Source organism: Streptomyces yerevanensis, from assembly GCF_000716805.1.
Taxonomy (GTDB): Bacteria; Actinomycetota; Actinomycetes; order Streptomycetales; family Streptomycetaceae; genus Streptomyces; species Streptomyces flaveus.
Genome location: NZ_JNWJ01000053.1, coordinates 40,069 through 57,392, shown reverse-complemented (window position 1 = coordinate 57,392; position 17,324 = coordinate 40,069). Strand labels below are relative to the sequence as shown.

Here is a 17,324-nt window from a genome sequence, read left to right as displayed (position 1 = left end):
GTGTCGCGGCTGCGGGTGCGTCGTGGCTGGTCGCGCAGTTCCCCGCGCCCCTGAAAACCTGCGCCTACCCGGGCCCCGGGAAAGCCCGCACCCCCAACCTCCCGCACTTGCCCTCCGGCGGGAGGGGTCGTGGGCCGGTGCGTCGTATGCCCGTCGCTTAGCTTCGGTCTCGGAGAACCCGCACCGTGTACCGGGCCAGGGTCGTATGCCCGGCCTGCGACGGGCTGACGCACCGGCCCACGGCCCTGCACCCCCCACCCACCTAAGGGGCGCGGGGAACGGCGCGACCAGCCACAGACGGCCCGCAGTCGCCAACGGACTGAACCCACCCACCCGGTAGGCACCCCTGCTAAACCGCCGGAGGCAGTTCGTGAGCCAAGGCCTCGTCCGCCCACTGCTGTGTCCGGGCTCGGGATACCGCACCCTCGTACGCCGTCATCTGGACGGCCAGGCCGTCCAGGAGTGCGGTGAGGCGGAGAGCCGTGTCCATGGGGGACGGGCAGTGGAACTCGCCGGCGGCCACGCCCTCCGTGATGACCTCGGCCAGCGCGGCCTTCCACTGGCGGTCGAGGTCGCGTGTGACGTCCCGTAGTGCGGGATCGCGCAGGGCTGCTGACCAGCCCTCGATCCACAGGCGCCAGCCCTTGGCCCGGTCTGTCGGGGCGTACCAGCGGACGGCCGCTCGGAGACGGCGCAGGGCTGTGGTGCGGCGGGCGAGGAGCTTGCGCAGATGAGCGAGGTCGCCCTCGGCCGCGTACGTGAACGCGGCGGCGACCAGCTTTTCCTTCGTCGAGAAGTGATAGAGCACCAGCGCGTTGCTCACCCCGAGCGCGGCGGCCACATCGGCGATCCGTACCGCCGCCACACCCCGCGCCTCGATCTGCTCGACGGCGGCCCGCAGCAACTCCTCCCGCCGCTCCTGAACGCTCAACCGAACCCTGGCCACGCCCGCAACCCTACACACGGGGCCGGACAGGCATCCGGCGTCACCGATACCACCCGAACCGTTCGGAAATCACCGGCAGTCGGTCCGCGACGATCGCGTGTGCGGCCGCCCGTGGTGTCGTGCCGTCGGCCTCCGCGCGCGTGAGCATCTGGTCGATCAGGGCCCGCATGGAGCGTCGTGTGTATGTGAACGCCTCGTCCGCGTCGGCTCCGATGTCGCCGAACAGCGTCCACCACCACCAGGCGTTGGTCCCGGAGTTGACGACGACGTCCGGCAGGACGGTGACACCGCGCGCGGCGAGCAGTTCCTCCGCCTCGGGCAGTACGGGCATGTTCGCGGCCTCGACGATCCAACGAGCCGTGATCCGCGCCTGGTTGACGGTGTCGATCGCGTACGAGACCGCTGCCGGCACCAGTACCTCGGCCTCGGCGGACAGCCAGGCGTCGCCCGGCAGTTCGAGGTCGGCCGGGCGAAGTGCCGCCGAGCGGTCGACCGTTCCGTACGCGTCACGGGCGGCCAGCAGTGCCTCGACGTCGAGTCCCGCCGGGTTGGCGATCGTGCCCTTCACGTCGGCGACCGCCACGATCGTGAGTCCCGCGCGCGCGAGGAACCGTGCCGTGGCCCCGCCCATGGTGCCCAGACCCTGCACGGCCACCCTCGTCCCCGCGTACGGCCGTTTACTGCGGTCCAGCGCCGCGAGGACGGACTCGGCCACCCCGCAGCCGCCGGCCAGTTCGTCGAGCCCGATGCCGTCCACTTCGACGGCGAAGGCGTCCGCCAGCCGCCGCCGGGCCGTCGCCTCGTCGTCGAGCAGCGGGTACACGGCCTGGATGGACGAGACGAGTCCCGCCTCGGCGGCGGCCCGGTCGACGACGTCCTGGGTGAGGCCGAGGTCCTCGCCGGTGGTCCAGAAGTTCTCGATGTACGGGCGCATGGCGCGCAGATAGCGCACGAGGATCCCGTACGCCTCGGGGCCCTGGGGATCGCAGTCGATGCCGCCCTTCGCGCCGCCCAGCGGGATGTAGCGTCCCTCGGGGTTGTAGTGCAGTGCCTCCTTCATGGTCATGCCCCGCGCGAGGCCGGTGACCTCGCCCAACGTGCAGCCCGCCCGCATCCGCAGCCCGCCGCTGGAGACTCCGCGCACCAGCCGGTCCACGACCAGGTGCCCTTGGCGGCCGGTGACGTGGTCGGTCCAGGTGAGCGTCATCAAGGGACTGCTGTCCTGGGCGGTCATGGGGGTCTCCTCGGGAACGGGAAATCGGGAACCGGGAACAGGCAGCGGAGTCGGAGCGTTTGAGCAGCGTGGGACCGGGTGCCCAGGGTGGGCCCGGTGCCGGTCGGGGCCTGTCGTTGCTGAATAAGCAGTCAGTATCGAAAGGGTTGTGCGGCTCTGTCAACGTGCTGAACGGATCTTCAGTATGGGCCGACGTCGTACGTGGTGGATCTCGCCGTGTCCGGCGCGGACACCGCCCTGTCATACGCCCGACCCGGCGCTGTCAGAGGCGGCGACCATAATGAAATGTCAGACCGACTCCACCTGGAGGTGCCGTGACCGGTTTCCGTCCCCTGAGCTCCGGGCTCCGTGCTCTGCGGCCCGCCGCCTTCGGCGCGGATCCGAGCGGTGAGCGCATGGAGCGCATCCGCAGATCGCCGAACTTCGCGGACGGCGTCTTCCGGAATCCGGAGGGCGCCCCCCGGCCCGACGGCGCGATGCGCGAGTTCGCGCAGGCCTTCTTCCGCAAGGAAGAGCGGGTTCGCCGCGCCCCGGCGGGGACGGTGCCGGTGCACGCCACGACCCTCGCCGACCTCGCCAGGCCCCCGGCCCACGGCCTGCGGCTGACGTGGATGGGGCACTCCAGCGTGCTCGCCGAGATCGACGGCCACCGGGTGCTCTTCGACCCCGTCTGGGGCGAGCGCTGCTCCCCGGTCGCCTTCGCCGGGCCCAAGCGGCTGCACCCTGTGCCCCTGCCGCTGACGGCGCTCGGCGCGGTCGACGTGGTCGTCATCTCGCACGATCACTACGACCACCTCGACCTGCCCTCCATCAAGGCCCTGGCCGATACGGACACGGTGTTCGCGGTGCCCCTCGGGGTCGGCGCCCACCTGGAGCACTGGGGCGTCTCCCCGGACCGGCTGCGCGAGCTGGACTGGAACGAGACGACGAAGGTCGGCGGGATCTCTCTGACCGCCACGCCCGCCCGCCACTTCTGCGGGCGAGGACTGCGCAACACCCAGCACACCCTCTGGGCCTCGTGGGTCGTCGCGGGTGATGAGCACCGGATCTATCACAGCGGCGACACCGGGTACTTCACCGGATTCAAGGACATCGGCGCCGAGCACGGCCCCTTCGACGCCACGATGATCCAGATCGGCGCCTATTCCGACTTCTGGCCCGACATCCACATGACGCCCGAGGAGGGCATGCGCGCCCACCTGGACCTCCAGGGCGAGAAGCCCAGCGGCGTGATGCTGCCGATCCACTGGGCGACGTTCAACCTGGCGACGCACCCCTGGGCCGAGCCCGGCGAGGGGACGATCACCGCCGCCCGAGCGGCCGGTGCGCGGATCGCGCTGCCCCGTCCCGGTGAGCCCTTCGAGCCCATGGCCGAGACCGTGCCGTCCGAGCCCTGGTGGCGCGGCGTGGCGCACACACCGGTCGGTGGCTGGCCGGTCGCCGAGAAGCCGGCCGCCAAGGTGGTCGCAGATACGCCGGGTGACACCGCGGAGGACACCGGAGAGCCGGAAACCGTCCCGGCAGGGTGATCGGGACGTAAGCGAGGACGGTCGGCGAGGGCCGAGGAGCGATGTGCTCCTCGGCCCTCGCCTTTTTGTGCTGACCGTTTCTGACCAGGTCTGATCGATCCGATCGTGCACAGGAACGCGCGTACGAGGGGCTTATCGGTCTGTCGTACGAACGCTCATACCAGAGCGGGACGATGCCCGCCGGACTTTGTCAACTGCCCACCGAGTGTGATGCGCTGGCGACTACTGTGAGTGGCCGCCGGGCGACGCAGGGCCGGATTTTCGGCGTGCGCGAACGGCACCGCGATGGCGCATGCCCGACTCGCAGATCCGCGGGAGCCGCAACGGCCCCGACATATCCAGTACGAGGACGTCGATGTCTCACCTTCGCGCACCGGCCGCACGCGCAGACCGCCGCGAGGGCGGGCGCCACGGGCGACCGGTCGCCCGCACCGCCCCCTCGCTGCCCGAGACCCATATACGGCCCCAGCTCCTGCGTCTCGCGGTCCTGCCGCCCATCGCGGTGGCCCTCAGCGCCAGCGCCGCCGTGCTGTTCACCGTCCGCTCGACCATGGCCAGGCCCAGCCTCACCCTGTGGATCGTCCTCAGCGGGGCCGTCGCGGTCGCCCTCGCGGGCATCGTGATCGCCGCCGTGGCCGCCGACCGCGCCGCCAGGTCCGTACGCGAGCGGGTCGGTACGCTGCGCGGCGCCAGCGCCCGTGACCAGGCCGAACTGCGCGGCCTGGTCGAGGCCCTGCGACGCGGCGACGGGCCGCCCGCGCGCCACAAGCGCGGCGAACCGGCCCCGGACGCCGACGAGTTCGACCTGCTAGCCGACGACCTCGCACGCGCCCACGACGGCGCCGTCAGCGCGGTCGTCCAGGCCTCACGGCTGTCCAGCCAGGCGGGCAGCGAGCAGAAGCTCGAGGTCTTCGTCAATCTGGCCCGGCGACTTCAGTCCCTCGTGCAGCGCGAGATCTCGGTCCTGGACGAGCTGGAGAACGAGATCGAGGACCCGGACCTGCTCAAGGGCCTCTTCCACGTCGACCACCTCGCCACCCGCATCCGCCGCCATGCCGAGAACCTCGCCGTGCTCGGCGGCGCCGTCTCCCGCCGTCAGTGGAGCAAGCCGGTCTCCATGACCGAGGTGCTGCGCTCCGCCACCGCCGAGGTCGAGCAGTACTCGAGGGTCAAGCTCGTGCCGCCGATCGAAGGCACCGTGCGCGGTCACGCCGTCGCCGACGTGATCCATCTGCTGGCCGAACTCGTCGAGAACGCCACGGTGTTCTCGGCCCCGCAGACGCAGGTCCTGCTGCGCGCCAACCTCGTCACCTCCGGGCTCGCCGTCGAGGTCGAGGACCGCGGGCTCGGCATGCCGCCGGCCGAACAGAACAAGATGAACACCCTGCTCGCCGACCCGGACCAGGTGAACGTCGCGAGCCTGTTGCAGGACGGCCGCATCGGGCTGTTCGTGGTCTCGCAGCTCGCGCGTCGGCACGGCATCGCGGTCCGGCTGCAGACCAATATCTACGGCGGCATCCAGGCCGTGCTCGTCATGCCGCAGGAGCTCCTCGGCACGGAACCCGAGCAGGCGGTGGCGGGGCAGCCGGGAGCAGGGCAGGCGGGGGCCGGTCGGTCGCGGACGGTGGTGCCGGAAGCCGGTACGCCGGCCGAGGGCGTTCCGGTGTACGGCACTCCGGTTCAGGGTGTCGAGGTCCAGGGGAAGTTCGAGCACGGGACGGCGGCTCCCCACGGCGTTTCGGCTCGTGGGACGGAGGTCCCGGTCCAGGGCACGCCCGTTCCGGTGCAGGGTGCCGTGCCGGGCGCCCCCGTAGACGTATCGCATGCGCAGCGTCAGGAAACGATGGCGTGTCAGGAATCGACTGCCCGTCAGGAGGCGACCGCGCACGGGTACCGTGGCGAGAGGCCTGCGGCGTCGCGGCAGCCGCAGGATGACGCGGCGGCAGGAACGACGGTGGTGAGCGGCAGCCGTTCGGTGCCGCTCCCCGTGCGCGGCGCCGAGGCGCGGCCCAATCCGGCGGAGGCGGTGCCCGGCATCCGCTCCGACGACCGACGGGTCGTGATCGAGAACGTCGCGAAGACGCTCACCTCGCCGACGCCGCGGGGCGGTGCGGTGCGCGGCACCATGGGAAAGCCCCAACTGCCCAGACGGCGCGCCCAGGAGCACATCGTGCCCGAGCTGCGCGAAGGGCCCCTGCCCCGCCCGGAGTCCGAGTTCCTCGTCGGGCACGACCCCGGCCTGATGGCGGCCTTTCAGCGGGGCATCGGGCTCGCCGAGGCCCAGCAACGGGACGCGGCGCGCAGGGACGCCGCACCCGGGAGCGCGCACGAATCACCCGAGGCGCACGCCGCGCGCGAGTCGGCGCCCGCGTCCACTCATGACTTCACCGCCCGACATGACGGAAGCACACCAGCCGGATGATCAACGCCACCCCCACTTCCACGTCCACCCACACCTCCGCTCCCACAGACGCACGTACTTCAAGGAGTCGATCCCCCATGGCGAGCGATGTGCCGACCGCCCATGTATCCGATCTCGACTGGCTGATGAGCGGCCTGGTGCAGCGTGTTCCGCACACCAGAAGCGCGGTGCTGCTCTCCTGCGACGGGTTGGTGAAGTCGGTCCATGGCCTCGACCCCGACAGTGCCGACCACATGGCGGCTCTCGCCTCCGGGCTGTACTCCCTGGGGCGCAGCGCGGGCGTCCGCTTCGGGGACGGCGGTGACGTACGCCAGGTCGTCGTCGAACTCGACTCCACCCTGCTGTTCGTGTCCACCGCGGGCTCCGGCACCTGTCTCGCCGTGCTCGCCGGACGCGAGGCCGACGCGGCCGTGCTCGGATACGAGATGGCGATGCTGGTCAAGAGCGTCCGCCCGTATCTGATGACCGCACCCAGGCAGTCCCCCCTCGGGCAGTCCCCCGTCGAGCCCTCGGCGATGAGGCCTTGAGCGTGACCGCGGCCGGGGACGGGCCCTGGCTCGATGACGCGGCCGGACGTCTCGTACGGCCCTACACGGTCAGCAACGGCCGGACCCGGCCCAGTACCGCGCTCGATCTGCTGTCGCAGATGCGGGCCACCGGAGCCACCCCTCTCGGCTACCTCGGCCCCGAGCACAACCAGGCGCTCGAACTGTGCCGGGTGCCCGTCTCGGTCGCCGAGGTGGCCGCACATCTGAAGCTGCCGGCGGCGGTCACCAAGGTGCTGCTGGCCGACCTCGTCGACTGCGGGGCGCTGTCCACCAAGCCCCCGGCCTTCCCCCACAACCCCACTGACCGGTCACTTCTGGAGGCAGTGCTCGATGGACTACGACGACAGCTCTGACCCCTTCCCCACCGCACTGAAGATCCTGGTGGCGGGAGGGTTCGGGGTAGGAAAGACCACCCTTGTCGGCGCGGTGAGCGAGATCGCGCCGCTGAGTACGGAGGAGTTGCTCACCACGGTCAGCGCCTCGACCGACAACCTCGACGGCATCGAGAACAAGGTCGAGACGACCGTCGCGATGGACTTCGGGCGCATCACGCTCGACCCGGAACATGTGCTGTACCTGTTCGGAACGCCCGGACAGGAGCGGTTCTGGTTCATGTGGGACGAGCTCTGCGAGGGTGCGCTCGGCGCGGTCGTCCTCGCCGACACCCGCCGCCTGGAAGAGTGCTTCGCCGCCGTCGACTTCTTCGAGCAGCGCGGCCTGGGATTCATCGTCGCCGTCAACGAGTTCGACGGCGCCCACCGCTACGACCCGGAGGAGGTACGGGCAGCCATCGACCTCGACCCGGAGATCCCCATCGTGCGCTGCGACGCGCGGATCTCCAGCTCAGGGGTGCAGACCCTGCTGACCCTCGTCCGCCACTTGATCGCCCACGCGCCCACGCGCGCCCCCAGTTACGGAGCCCGCACATGAGGTACGACCCGTCGCGACCGGCCGGTCGGCTGCTGCTCACCCCCGAGGACAAGGACGCCCCCGCCCGTACGCGGCGACTGCGCCGGCTCGGTCTGGGGGAGCGGGCCGAGCCGGCCTTCGACGCCTTCGCGGACCGGCTCGCGGAGATCGCCGCGGCGCCGTACGCGATGGTCAACTTCATCGACGAGAACGGGCAGTTCTTTGCAGGCCTGCACACTCCGGACAGTACGGGCACCGGCTGGGGTGCGGGCACGGGCTCGCGTGAGCGGTCGGCGGTGATCGTCGCCGCGGACGGTACGGAGTACCGGTTCGGTCGCCACATGGCCCGCGACCACGGCTTCTGCCCTCATGTGGTGGTCCGGGGGAAGGCGCTGGCCCTGGAGGACGTCCGCGACTATCCGCGGTTCGCCGGGAATCCGGTCGTCGACGAGATCGGCATCCACTCCTATCTGGGCGCCCCGCTCACCGACCGCACGGGCTTCGTGCTCGGCACGGTGTGCGTCGAGGACGTCGAACCGAGGCCCTGGGGGATGGCGGGCCTGGAGACCATCAAGGCGATGGCGGCGGAACTCGTCGAGCGGATCGAGCTGCGGGAGAGCGGCGGGTTCTGAGCGGCGTCCAGGCCTCGGGGCCTTCAGCAGGAGAGGCCTTCATATGGAACTTCATATGGAAACGGTGTCCCCTTCGGGGAAAGTGATCCGCACTTCGTGCTCCTCCACCGCGCAGGACACCGACTCCCGCAGGACTTGGGGGTGTACGGCGTCCCGCGTCAGCGCGAGCAGCGTGACGTACACACCGCGGCCTCCCGGACGACCGGCCGCACAACGCACGTACGGTGTCGCCGAATGCGGGCCCAAGGCGTTGGCCTCCACCGCGCGTGCGATGCCCGTGTCCTCGTCCCAGCCGTGCAGCGCGACGACCGCACTGGTCAGCCCGTCCGCGGTCCGCGCCAGCGCCCAGCCCGAACCCCGCTCCGCCGTGGGCCGGGCCTCCGCGGCGACCGCGTAACCGCCCTCCCGCACCGCCACACCGGCCGGGGCCTGCACCCGGTGTACGCGGATCTCCCACGGCCCGCGCAGCACACTCGTCGTCTCGATCGGGAACTCGGCTTCGCTGCCCGGCAGTTGAGCGTGGTAGCGGGAGGACGCCGTACGCCCGGAGCAGTGCAGCGGAAGGATCAGGCGCCGACGGGAGGCGGTGCCGTCCGGGGCGAGGAGCGCGATGTGTCCGTCGACGGTGCGCTCCCAGGCGTGCGCGCCCGCCTCGGGAGCGGTGGCCGTGGAGTAGCCGAACTTCGCGTAGTGCGGGTCGTCCTCGGGAGCCCGGTCGGGGGAGTTGTGGTCGCTGCCGTGGTTGACCAGGCGGACGATGCCGTCGTGCTTCGTGCCGTGCAGCAGCCAGCCCGGTGCCGGGAGCGCGGTGTACTGGTCCGACTCCTCGACGGGGAGCGGCAGTTCACGCTCCGTCCACACCGGGTGGTCCGCGGGCAGCAGCAGCCCGAGGAAACCTTTGCTCGCCCAGTACGGTGAGGCGGGCCCCGAGTACGGCTGCGTCATCGGCAGGAACGTGCCGTACCAGCCGAGCGGCAGCAGCCCCCGCTCGTCGGGCACCCCGCGCTCCACGAAGTGGCTCACCGCGCCGGAGGCCAGCCGACGCGTGAGCCCCGGCGCCAGCGGGGTGCAGCCCGCGAGGGCGCCCAGCCACACCGGGGCCGTGGTGGCGAAACGGTACGTCAGGGAGCGCCCCTGGAGCACCGGTGCGCCGTCCGCACCGAAGAACTGCGGGTAGACGGTGAGGAACTGGGCGAGCCGGTCGCGGTAGACCCGGCCGCGGCCACCGCCCTCGCCGCCCGTCATCCGCGACCACAGCAGCGGGTACAGGTGCATGGCCCAGCCGTTGTAGTAGTCGAAGGCGCGCCCCTCTCCGTCGCTGTACCAGCCGTCGCCGACGTACCAGTCCTCGATGCGGTCGAGCCCGGCGTCGATGTCGTCCTGCCGGTACGGTGCGCCGACCGAGGCCAGGAACTGCTCGGCCACCACCTGGTACAGCCGCCAGTGGTTGTCCCAGGTGCGGCGGCCCACGAATCCCCACAGCCAGTCCACGATCCGCTCCCGCACCTCCCCGTCCAGGCGGTCCCAGATCCAGGGGCGGCTCTCGTGCAGTCCGACGGCGATCAGGGCGGCCTCGGCCATCTGCTGGGAGCAGTCGGTCAGTTCGGGCCAGGCTTCGCCGCTGTCGCGGTCCGTGCCCGTTGTCAGACCCCGCGCGTACCGTTCTATGAGACGGGGATCCACCTCGCCGCGCGCTCCCGCGATCCGGAAAGAGGCCAGCAGAAATGACCGTGCGAAACCTTCAAGACCGTCCGACACCACACCCGACCAGGAGGTTCTCCCTGGCAGCCGGTACTGCGCGAATCCCGGCGTCGCATAGGGCACCAGCGCCTCCAACTGCCGGTCGGCGAGCGCCTCCCAGTGCGCCCGAGTCCAGCCGGTGAGCGGCGACAGGACGCGGTCGGTGGGTGGCAGGGCCAGATGCGGTGCGGGCATGTAAGAGTCCTGACTCCTCGGGTCGCGGGTCGTTTTGAGGGTTCCGAGGAGGGATACGGCTGGATGCCGCGGATAGATCAATTGAGCCGCGTTCACCTGCGATTCGTCTGCGGCGACGGCTCGGCCTGTGTACCTCGTCGACATCGGGCAGAGGCGGTGACCTTGGCTGAGCAGGTGATTGTCAGTGGGATTGGCTACGGTGCCTGCCATGCCGGATGCCGAAGACGTACGCCGTATCGCCCTCTCCCTGCCGGACACGACGGAGAAGATCGCGTGGAGCATGCCCACCTTCCGGGTCGCGGGGAAGATGTTCGCCACGCTGCCCGAGGACGAGACGTCCATCGCCGTGCGCTGTCCGAAGGAGGAGCGCGACGAACTCGTCCTGGCGGAGCCCGGGAAGTTCTGGATCGCCGACCATGAGGCGGGCTTCGCCTGGGTGCGTGTCCGGCTCGCCGCCCTGGAGGGCGACAACGAGCTGCGGGACATCCTCGCGGACTCCTGGCGCCAGGCCGCTCCGTCCCGACTTCTCGAGTCCTACCCGGAGTTGGGCCTTCCGGCAGCCGACTGAGGGTGTTGCCGGTACCGATCACAGCCCCACCCGTACCCCGGCCCTCAGAAACTCTCCGATCCGCTCCCGCAGGGAACCCGCGTCCAGCCCGTGTGCGGCCACGTGCTCATCGATCCGGCCGTAGCGGCGCAGCTCACGGCGGCCGACGCCGAGGCCGAGCACCCGGTGCGGGAGGTCCGCGAGGGCGTCGTTCGCGGCGGAGGTCGAGGTGCCGGCCAGGTACGGCTCGACGAGGACGACATCGGTGCCGGCCGTCTCCGTGGCGCGGCGCAGGGCGGCCGCGTCGAAGGGCCGTACGGTCGTCGCGTACAACACGGTGACATCGAGCCCCTCGGTGGCCGCGAGCACCGCGTCGAGTGCCGGCCCGACGGCGAGGACGACACCGGCGCGCCCCTCGCGGACGGTCAGAAACCGCGACCCGTCGACCGGCAGGGCCTCCGCGTTGGACTGCACCGACAGCCGTACGTACACCTTGTCGTCGCCCGCCGCGACCGCGTGCCGCAGCAGCGTCTCCGCCTCGTCCGGGTGGCCGGGGACGTGTACGGTCCAGCCGTCGAGCGTGTCGAGCAGTGCCACATCGCCGGGCGCCATGTGGGTGTACCCGCCCGCGGGCCAGTCGAAGGAGGCGGCGGCGCTGACCAGCACCGCGCCCACACCCTGGTGCCCGAGATCCAGCTTGACCTGCTCGAAGGGCCGCTCCACCAGGAAGCTGGCGAAGGTGTGCACCACGGGCCGCAGCCCGGCCAGTGCCAGGCCGGCACCCGCCCCGACCAGCAGTTGCTCACGGATACCGACGTTGATCACCCGGTCCGGATGCCGGATCTGCGCCTCCTTGAAATCGGCCATACCGATCTCGGCGAGAACCACCGCGACGCGCGGATCCTCGTCGAGCAGCCGCGAGACTACGGGGGCGAAGCGGTCACGCATGGTGTCCATGTCGGAACTTCCCTTCTGTGGTGGTGGTTGAGGGATCCGGTGGTACTGCCTGAGGGATCCGGTTCTCAGGCGGACTTGGGCTCGACCCGGGCGATGACCACCCGCGGTCGGCCGGGATGCGGCGTGGTGAACGCGGCGTACAAGGCCTCGTGGTCCCGCCCGTCGACGCTCTCGACGGACCAGCCCGCGGCCTCGAACCGCGCCGCGATCCCACCCGGCCGGGCATGGCTGGCGGAGGAGTTGTCGATCACCACGGTGTGCAGCCGGTCGAGCCCGGCAGGCCCGGCGTACGCGATCGCCTCGTGGTTGCTGCCCTCGTCCAGCTCGGCGTCCCCGACCAGCACCCACACGGCGGGCTCGTGCAGCCCTTGGGCCCGCAGCCCCAGCGCCGTCCCGACCGCGATCGGCAGCCCGTGCCCGAGCGAACCGCTGCCGATCTCGGCGCCCGACACCAGCACCCGGTCCGGATGGTGACCGAGGGGCGAGTCGTACGAGCCGAACCCCGGCAGCCACTCCACCGGTATGAAGCCCTTGGCGGCGAGCACCGCGTAGTACGCCATCGGCCCGTGCCCCTTGGAAAGCAGGAACCGGTCCCGCTCCGGATCGTCCATCCGCTCCGACGTGACCCGCAGGACCCGGTCGTAGAGCACCCAGAGCGCGTCGAGGGTGGACGTCGCCGCGGGCCCGTGTTTCTCGTCCCCGCTCATCAGGCTCATCAGCCCGGACAGGTCCTCGTATGTGTATCGCCGTTCCGCTGTCTTGGTCATGCCGACGATCGTGCAACCTCAAGCAAAGTTGAGGTCAAGCGGCGTCGCCAGGTGTAAAGGGGTGCGCGATCACCGGTTGGAGTGCGGTATTGTTTCCATGCACGTTCGATCAGGGAAACCCCAGGTCACAACGGGCATCGGGACGTGGCGCAGCTTGGTAGCGCACTTGACTGGGGGTCAAGGGGTCGCAGGTTCAAATCCTGTCGTCCCGACAGCGGAATTCTGCGTTGTCGCAGTTCAGGGGTCATCTTCGGGTGGCCCCTGTTGTTTGTTCGGGCGCGGATCGGGAGCCCTCGTCCGCTCCCCGTGCTCCCATCGCTCCCAAGCGGTCCGGGCGGCGTCAATCGGTGGTTGACCGCGGGTCGCCCGATCCGGTCGAGGTCCGGTTGCTCCCACCGCCGGGGCCTGGTGCTCCCGGCTTTTTCTGGTCAAGGGGGCGAGCTGCTCCCATCCGCTCAAGTGGGGTCGTGGGAAACGTCCTCTTTGCCCTCCAGTAAATGTCCCCTTGACTGCGAGGGCTCCCGGACCGGGTGGACAACGCATCGAGGTCTTGAACGCTCTCGTAGGTGTCTGTGCAGGTCGGAGGGGTGGCGTCGGGGGTGCGCCCCGTCGTATGTGTCCCCATGGCTGAAGGCAAGGAGCGGTAGGCAGCCGTTGTGCGCCGTAGGTGGCTGGTTTCGGGGCAGGGCGAAGAGGCGAGGGGCTATGGTCTGGGGCTGGCTTGGCCGGCTGGTCAGGCTGGCGACCTCAGTGGGGCGGAGGGCGGAGTCGGCTGGCGCTGCTCGTACGTGGCGCACACGGGTCGCCGCGCATGCCTCCGTCGGGCGGTGGTTTAGCTCAAGAGGTAGGGCATTGACCGCAGGCTCGAGTCCCGGGATGAGCCGCGACCAAGGCCTGATCGAGCTGTACCCCTGCGAAAACTGAGATTCAGTGCAAGTGACGGCCGCCGTGCGTCTGTTGAAGACCGCTTCGATTGATGGCGATGACGTTGTGGAGTTCCGCTTCAACGTTTGACGGCTTCCGTAGCATCGAATTTTCGATCTGGCAAACATGCAGGTCAGGTGGGGTCAGTCCCTTCGGGGGGTGGCCCCGTTGCCGTTCCCTGTGCTGGATCATCTGATACGTCGTCACCTGTCGCCATTCCTGGTTATCCGTACCGCTGCTGGATCGGCGCTGCATGCGCCTGACGGCTCGTCAGCGGGATGGGGTGCTGTCCGGCCGCGGAATCCGTAGCCGACGGGCCTGCTGCGGGGCGTCCGGGGCCGGTGGTGAGGCGGCGTGCGGCCCGTCGTGGCGGGTGGGTCGGTGGCTCGGGGTCGAGCGCTGGACCCCGAGCGGGTGTTGGCCGCAGGTTCGAGCCCTTGGCGGGAGCCACGGAACATGGCCGGTCGTGCGCAAGCCGCTGACCTGCATGTTTGCGCCACGGTGATGGTGGAGGGGCGCTCTAGGGTCGTTCCGGTCGACCCGAGAGTGGGTCGGTGAGTGGTCCAAGCCTTTACGGGCGCTGTCGCGTTGGTGGAGTCCACGCTGTACCTATGAGGTGGCTCGGCTGTTGGCCGCAGATTCGAGTCCTGGGCCGAAGTAGCAACCAAGGGCTGGTCGTTCCGCATCCCCTGTGACCTGTGGAGATTCGCTAGTTGTGATGGCGTCGGCACGTCTACCCAAGACCTGTATGGGGTGATCTCAGGGGAGGAAAGCGGCCGCGTGGGCCGTGGACGTGGGCGTGATGCGCAAGCGCCTGGAGGCCCCACCGGGCGGACTGATCCCTGGCCCGCGTCAGCCACTCCGTGGTCGGGGCACTCCTGTCCGCCACGCGGTACGGCTGCGCGGACGCGCCGTCCGTCTGATGCCGCCACGGTGCGCCCCGCACTACGCGCGGCAGAACTGGGAGATCAAGGGCTACCCGAACGGCTACCGGCTGGAGGAACTGGGCAGCCGCCCGGTCGATGGCGTACGCGGCTGCCCCGTCCGGCACGGGGAGCGGCCTGTCGCCGACTGAACTGTCAGTCCTCGCGGACAGCCAGCGCCAGGAACTGCGCGTCCGCGTGGACGTACGGCGCCATACACCGGCCCGAAAGGGTCGGCAGCGGGCGGAGGTCGGGTTTCGCCCGCAGGTGGTCCGGGATGGATGGCCGTGTAGACGTCCTCAAATTTCGCGATCGCTACGTTCCGCAAGGCCGTAGCTGGAAGCAATCGGATTCCACAACTCTACAAATGCTTCTTTGCTCTCGGTGGCCAACTCGTCAGTGAATTGTGCGGCTCGGTGAGCTTCGGTACGCGGTGCTGGCCCACCACGCGGACACCCTTCGTCCTGTGCTTCTCGTGCCCAGTCCGCGTAATTGCGGTCGGAATCTGCTGACGCGTCCCATGCGTCTTCCAGGTCAACCCTCAAGGTTTCATTGTTCGGCAGATCGGATAGATCTGTTTGATTGAGTTCGTCCACGAGATCCTCCCGGTCGGCCGCTACATCCAGGAGGTTCTGACGGGCTGCAGTAAGGCTCTCGCATCGGTCGATCTGCCCAGTGGCAGTAGCGGCCCGCTCCCGCTGCAGGGCACTGCGGTCGAGGAGTTCGTCGAGCGTCGTTGCCTGCTGTTGTGGCTGGTGGGGGATAGCCGATGAGCCTTCGATCCGTGTCATGGCGAGCGTGTCCGTGGTCGCCTGCAGATTGCCTGGCGATGCGGAGACGGCCGCGCTGCCAGCAAGGGCGAGGGGGACAACTATGGCCGCAACGGTAAGTTGACGTCGCATGATCGAGCCCTCCAGAAGAGATCTGTCTTTCTATCCACGATGCTCTTCAGCTTTGCCAATTGCATCTCAGCGCAACGACAGGTTCATAGTTGCTGAGCAGCATGTTCCATAGCTGGAAGCCGTGAAAAAGGGTTGTAGAATCAGCGACTTTCTCTGGGGTGCTCCGATGCCACACCCGGCGTTCCGTTCCGCCCTGGGGACGGCCAACTGCCAGGAGCGGCTACGCCCTGGTGACGGCCTCTCGCTCCCATGTCCGCCAGCGCCAGCGCGACCACAGACAGTGGTCAAGAGGCCTCACACCGAGGGAGACGCGACAGCCGATTGCGCGAGGTCGCCAGTTTCATTCTCCCGACGCGACGACTTTCGACGGCGGCCGAACGCTGACCCTCTGACGACTGACAACGCTTCTGTGACTCTGGTCAACTCACGCGGGCGCCCGGGGCGAGGGCACCCGGGGAGGCGCTGACACGGCGGTCTCAATCGCTGCCGCAGGGCAGGGGAACAGCGAACTCCTCTTCCCCGGCTATGAAGCGGTCTACCTCACCGTTGTCGTCCATGGCAAAGGTGATGACCTTTCCTTGGAACTGTGCTCCGCTCGGGGTGAAGACGAGTTCGTCCGTGGATGGCTCCTCGATTTCACCGGCGTATGTCGCCAGTACCTCGGCTCGTGTGCTGCCCCGATGGATTCCCGATGCGGTCGAGATTGACGAGGGTGAGAGGACATAGACCGCGACGAGTCGGTCGTCGTTGCTGAAACGCAGCAGCAGTCCGTCCGGACCGCCTTCGATGGACAGGTCCTTGCAGTCTGGGCCGCCCGGACCTTCGGGGATGCGGGCTCCGATCGCCTGCTCGGCCTCACTGCGGCTCATGCCCAACCGCAGCGGGCCAATTCCGTTGACGGTAACGCGATGTGTGCTCAGATCGGTCCGCTTAGGATTCCTGGCGTCGATCTCGGATTGCTTGACGAATTGGCTGCCATCCCAGCGCCACGTGACGTGTCGGAGTATCGACGGACCGGTGGCATGGGTGTCGCCCGACCCGTAGAACTTGACGTCTGCGAGGAGGAGTCCGCGGATGATCCTCACGGTGTCCGGTTGGTACTGCGGGGGAAGTTCGGCGACCTGGAACGTTGGTGTGCGGCCGACTTCCCTGCCGTCGGTCGTGCGGTAGACGCGCAGCTCTTGGAGGCTGAAGTTGCTCGGCTGGGGGCTGCAAGAGAACAGCACGGCGGTCACATCACCAAGGCGCGGCACGGTGCCCCGGGTGATTCGCTGAATCTGCACCTGCCAGCGCTCATAGTCCCCGATACCGCTGCCTCTCGCGGTGCCTTTGCCGTTGCGCACTGTGACAGGCGCCGCCTTGCTGACGATGTCGTCACAGGTCAAATGGTACGTGCGGTTGTTCCAGTCGGTGTTGACTCTGGAGGCCAGGAACTGCCCGCCCTGCGTGGTGGACTGGCCGGAGTAACAGTGGGGGGAGCCGGAGCACTTCACGTTCAGCGCATCCACGGTCCGGCGCGTGAGGTCCAGTGTCCCGGCGCGGTATCCGGTCCCGCAGATGGGATCCCGCTTCGGTCGGTCCGCCTTCGCGGCGACCGCGGACTCGAACGTCTTCCAGGTCGCGTTGATGGGCGGAGAGTGCAGATCGCTCTCCTCATTCAAGCCGTGCAGACCAAGGAAGCGCACCGGGCACGTCGCTGCGACGGCAGCTGCGGACGGCAGACTCACGGAAAGCCCGGCAGGCACCACCAGAGCCGCGGCGAGGGCGATGCTTCGGCAGACGCTCCGTGTCATGTCCAGTGGCTCCGTAAGTGCGGTGGCCCACCCCGAGCTGGACCCTCGGACTCTTCCAGAACACCACAGCGCTCGGCGTCGTGCACCCGGTCCGCCGGACCGCACCCCCGCTGAAAGGCGGCCCCTGCCATCTACTCCGAGCTGCCCGCAGTGGGCGCTGTCGGAACGCTCAGGGCCGTCGCCAGGCGAGCGTTTTCCACAGGCGTTCGAACTTCGCTGTAGTCGGTTTCTGCCGCAACCCCGGTGTGTCGAGCCTCCTCTTTCCTTCGGACAGGGCCGGCTCGAACCTCGTGGTACCTCACGGGCGCGGCCGTGATGAAGGGGATCGCGGAATGCATCGCGGTGGACGCGGGCGC

The 17,324-nt window shown here is 69.3% G+C and carries 14 protein-coding genes, 1 tRNA gene and 1 pseudogene; 9 read left to right on the top strand and 7 right to left on the bottom strand.

Annotated features, from left to right (window positions below):
- Positions 1-349: 349 nt before the first annotated feature.
- Together OP79_RS37965 and OP79_RS37960 are read right to left on the bottom strand one after the other, a co-directional pair.
- Entirely contained in the window at positions 350-946 is a 597-nt protein-coding gene (locus OP79_RS37965; protein WP_078492262.1) for a TetR/AcrR family transcriptional regulator, read from the bottom strand.
- Between the two features lie 40 nt (positions 947-986).
- Positions 987-2,180, bottom strand: coding sequence for a glutamate dehydrogenase (locus OP79_RS37960; RefSeq protein WP_033326996.1), 1,194 nt, complete (start codon positions 2,178-2,180; stop codon positions 987-989).
- A 314-nt stretch (positions 2,181-2,494) separates the two neighbouring features.
- Between OP79_RS37960 and OP79_RS37955 the strand changes: the two genes are divergently transcribed.
- The 6 genes from OP79_RS37955 to OP79_RS37930 all read left to right on the top strand — a co-directional run bounded on the left by OP79_RS37955 (position 2,495) and on the right by OP79_RS37930 (position 8,220).
- Complete coding sequence (locus tag OP79_RS37955; protein WP_033326995.1) at positions 2,495-3,709, top strand: MBL fold metallo-hydrolase; 1,215 nt, start codon at positions 2,495-2,497, stop codon at positions 3,707-3,709.
- A gap of 355 nt (positions 3,710-4,064) precedes the next feature.
- Positions 4,065-6,131: an ATP-binding protein gene (locus OP79_RS37950; RefSeq protein WP_033326994.1), complete on the top strand. Its 2,067-nt coding sequence runs from the start codon at positions 4,065-4,067 to the stop codon at positions 6,129-6,131.
- Between the two features lie 77 nt (positions 6,132-6,208).
- Positions 6,209-6,658 (top strand): roadblock/LC7 domain-containing protein, encoded by a 450-nt coding sequence (locus OP79_RS37945; protein ID WP_033326993.1) that lies wholly within the window; start codon positions 6,209-6,211, stop codon positions 6,656-6,658.
- Positions 6,659-6,660: 2 nt separating this feature from the next.
- The gene (locus tag OP79_RS37940; RefSeq protein ID WP_033326991.1) at positions 6,661-7,032 is read left to right on the top strand and encodes a DUF742 domain-containing protein; all 372 of its coding nucleotides are present in this window, start codon (positions 6,661-6,663) and stop codon (positions 7,030-7,032) included.
- Positions 7,010-7,609, top strand: a complete 600-nt coding sequence (locus OP79_RS37935) for a GTP-binding protein (RefSeq protein WP_033326990.1) — start codon at positions 7,010-7,012, stop codon at positions 7,607-7,609. Before OP79_RS37940 ends, OP79_RS37935 begins: the two co-directional genes overlap by 23 nt.
- On the top strand, positions 7,606-8,220 hold the full coding sequence (locus OP79_RS37930) for a GAF domain-containing protein (protein WP_033326989.1): 615 nt from the start codon (positions 7,606-7,608) through the stop codon (positions 8,218-8,220). The genes OP79_RS37935 and OP79_RS37930 overlap by 4 nt, the downstream gene beginning before the upstream one ends.
- Positions 8,221-8,271: 51 nt before the next feature.
- Here the strand turns inward: OP79_RS37930 and OP79_RS37925 are convergent, their stop codons facing one another.
- Positions 8,272-10,155, bottom strand: a complete 1,884-nt coding sequence (locus OP79_RS37925) for a DUF2264 domain-containing protein (RefSeq protein WP_033326988.1) — start codon at positions 10,153-10,155, stop codon at positions 8,272-8,274.
- A 208-nt stretch (positions 10,156-10,363) separates the two neighbouring features.
- Here OP79_RS37925 and OP79_RS37920 point away from each other — a divergent pair, with 208 nt between their 5' ends.
- The gene (locus OP79_RS37920) at positions 10,364-10,723 is read left to right on the top strand and encodes an MmcQ/YjbR family DNA-binding protein (protein WP_033326987.1); all 360 of its coding nucleotides are present in this window, start codon (positions 10,364-10,366) and stop codon (positions 10,721-10,723) included.
- An 18-nt stretch (positions 10,724-10,741) separates the two neighbouring features.
- On the opposite strand, the gene OP79_RS37915 is transcribed toward OP79_RS37920, so the two are convergent.
- A complete protein-coding gene (locus OP79_RS37915; protein WP_033326986.1) occupies positions 10,742-11,659 on the bottom strand; it encodes a transketolase family protein in 918 nt (305 codons plus the stop codon).
- Between the two features lie 65 nt (positions 11,660-11,724).
- Positions 11,725-12,426 (bottom strand): thiamine pyrophosphate-dependent enzyme, encoded by a 702-nt coding sequence (locus tag OP79_RS37910; protein WP_033326985.1) that lies wholly within the window; start codon positions 12,424-12,426, stop codon positions 11,725-11,727.
- Positions 12,427-12,564: 138 nt separating this feature from the next.
- On the opposite strand from OP79_RS37910, the gene OP79_RS37905 reads away from it, so the two are divergent.
- Together OP79_RS37905 and OP79_RS37900 are read left to right on the top strand one after the other, a co-directional pair.
- A tRNA-Pro gene (locus OP79_RS37905) sits at positions 12,565-12,638 on the top strand.
- 1,592 nt (positions 12,639-14,230) lie between these two features.
- Positions 14,231-14,425, top strand: a pseudogene (locus OP79_RS37900) (oxygenase MpaB family protein); the annotation flags it as partial.
- 147 nt (positions 14,426-14,572) lie between these two features.
- Here OP79_RS37900 and OP79_RS55550 read toward each other — a convergent pair.
- Positions 14,573-15,175, bottom strand: a complete 603-nt coding sequence (locus OP79_RS55550) for a hypothetical protein (protein WP_157857431.1) — start codon at positions 15,173-15,175, stop codon at positions 14,573-14,575.
- Between the two features lie 476 nt (positions 15,176-15,651).
- Positions 15,652-16,968, bottom strand: coding sequence for a hypothetical protein (locus OP79_RS37890; protein WP_033326978.1), 1,317 nt, complete (start codon positions 16,966-16,968; stop codon positions 15,652-15,654).
- Positions 16,969-17,324 lie beyond the last annotated feature (356 nt).

Coding starts and splice junctions, on each gene's coding strand:
- OP79_RS37960 (WP_033326996.1), bottom strand. CDS start 2,180: ATGACCGCCCAGGACAGCAGTCCCTTGATGACGCTCACCTGGACCGAC.
- OP79_RS37950 (WP_033326994.1), top strand. CDS start 4,065: ATGTCTCACCTTCGCGCACCGGCCGCACGCGCAGACCGCCGCGAGGGC.
- OP79_RS37945 (WP_033326993.1), top strand. CDS start 6,209: ATGGCGAGCGATGTGCCGACCGCCCATGTATCCGATCTCGACTGGCTG.
- OP79_RS37935 (WP_033326990.1), top strand. CDS start 7,010: ATGGACTACGACGACAGCTCTGACCCCTTCCCCACCGCACTGAAGATC.
- OP79_RS37930 (WP_033326989.1), top strand. CDS start 7,606: ATGAGGTACGACCCGTCGCGACCGGCCGGTCGGCTGCTGCTCACCCCC.
- OP79_RS37925 (WP_033326988.1), bottom strand. CDS start 10,155: ATGCCCGCACCGCATCTGGCCCTGCCACCCACCGACCGCGTCCTGTCG.
- OP79_RS37920 (WP_033326987.1), top strand. CDS start 10,364: ATGCCGGATGCCGAAGACGTACGCCGTATCGCCCTCTCCCTGCCGGAC.
- OP79_RS37915 (WP_033326986.1), bottom strand. CDS start 11,659: ATGGACACCATGCGTGACCGCTTCGCCCCCGTAGTCTCGCGGCTGCTC.
- OP79_RS37910 (WP_033326985.1), bottom strand. CDS start 12,426: ATGACCAAGACAGCGGAACGGCGATACACATACGAGGACCTGTCCGGG.
- OP79_RS55550 (WP_157857431.1), bottom strand. CDS start 15,175: ATGCGACGTCAACTTACCGTTGCGGCCATAGTTGTCCCCCTCGCCCTT.
- OP79_RS37890 (WP_033326978.1), bottom strand. CDS start 16,968: ATGACACGGAGCGTCTGCCGAAGCATCGCCCTCGCCGCGGCTCTGGTG.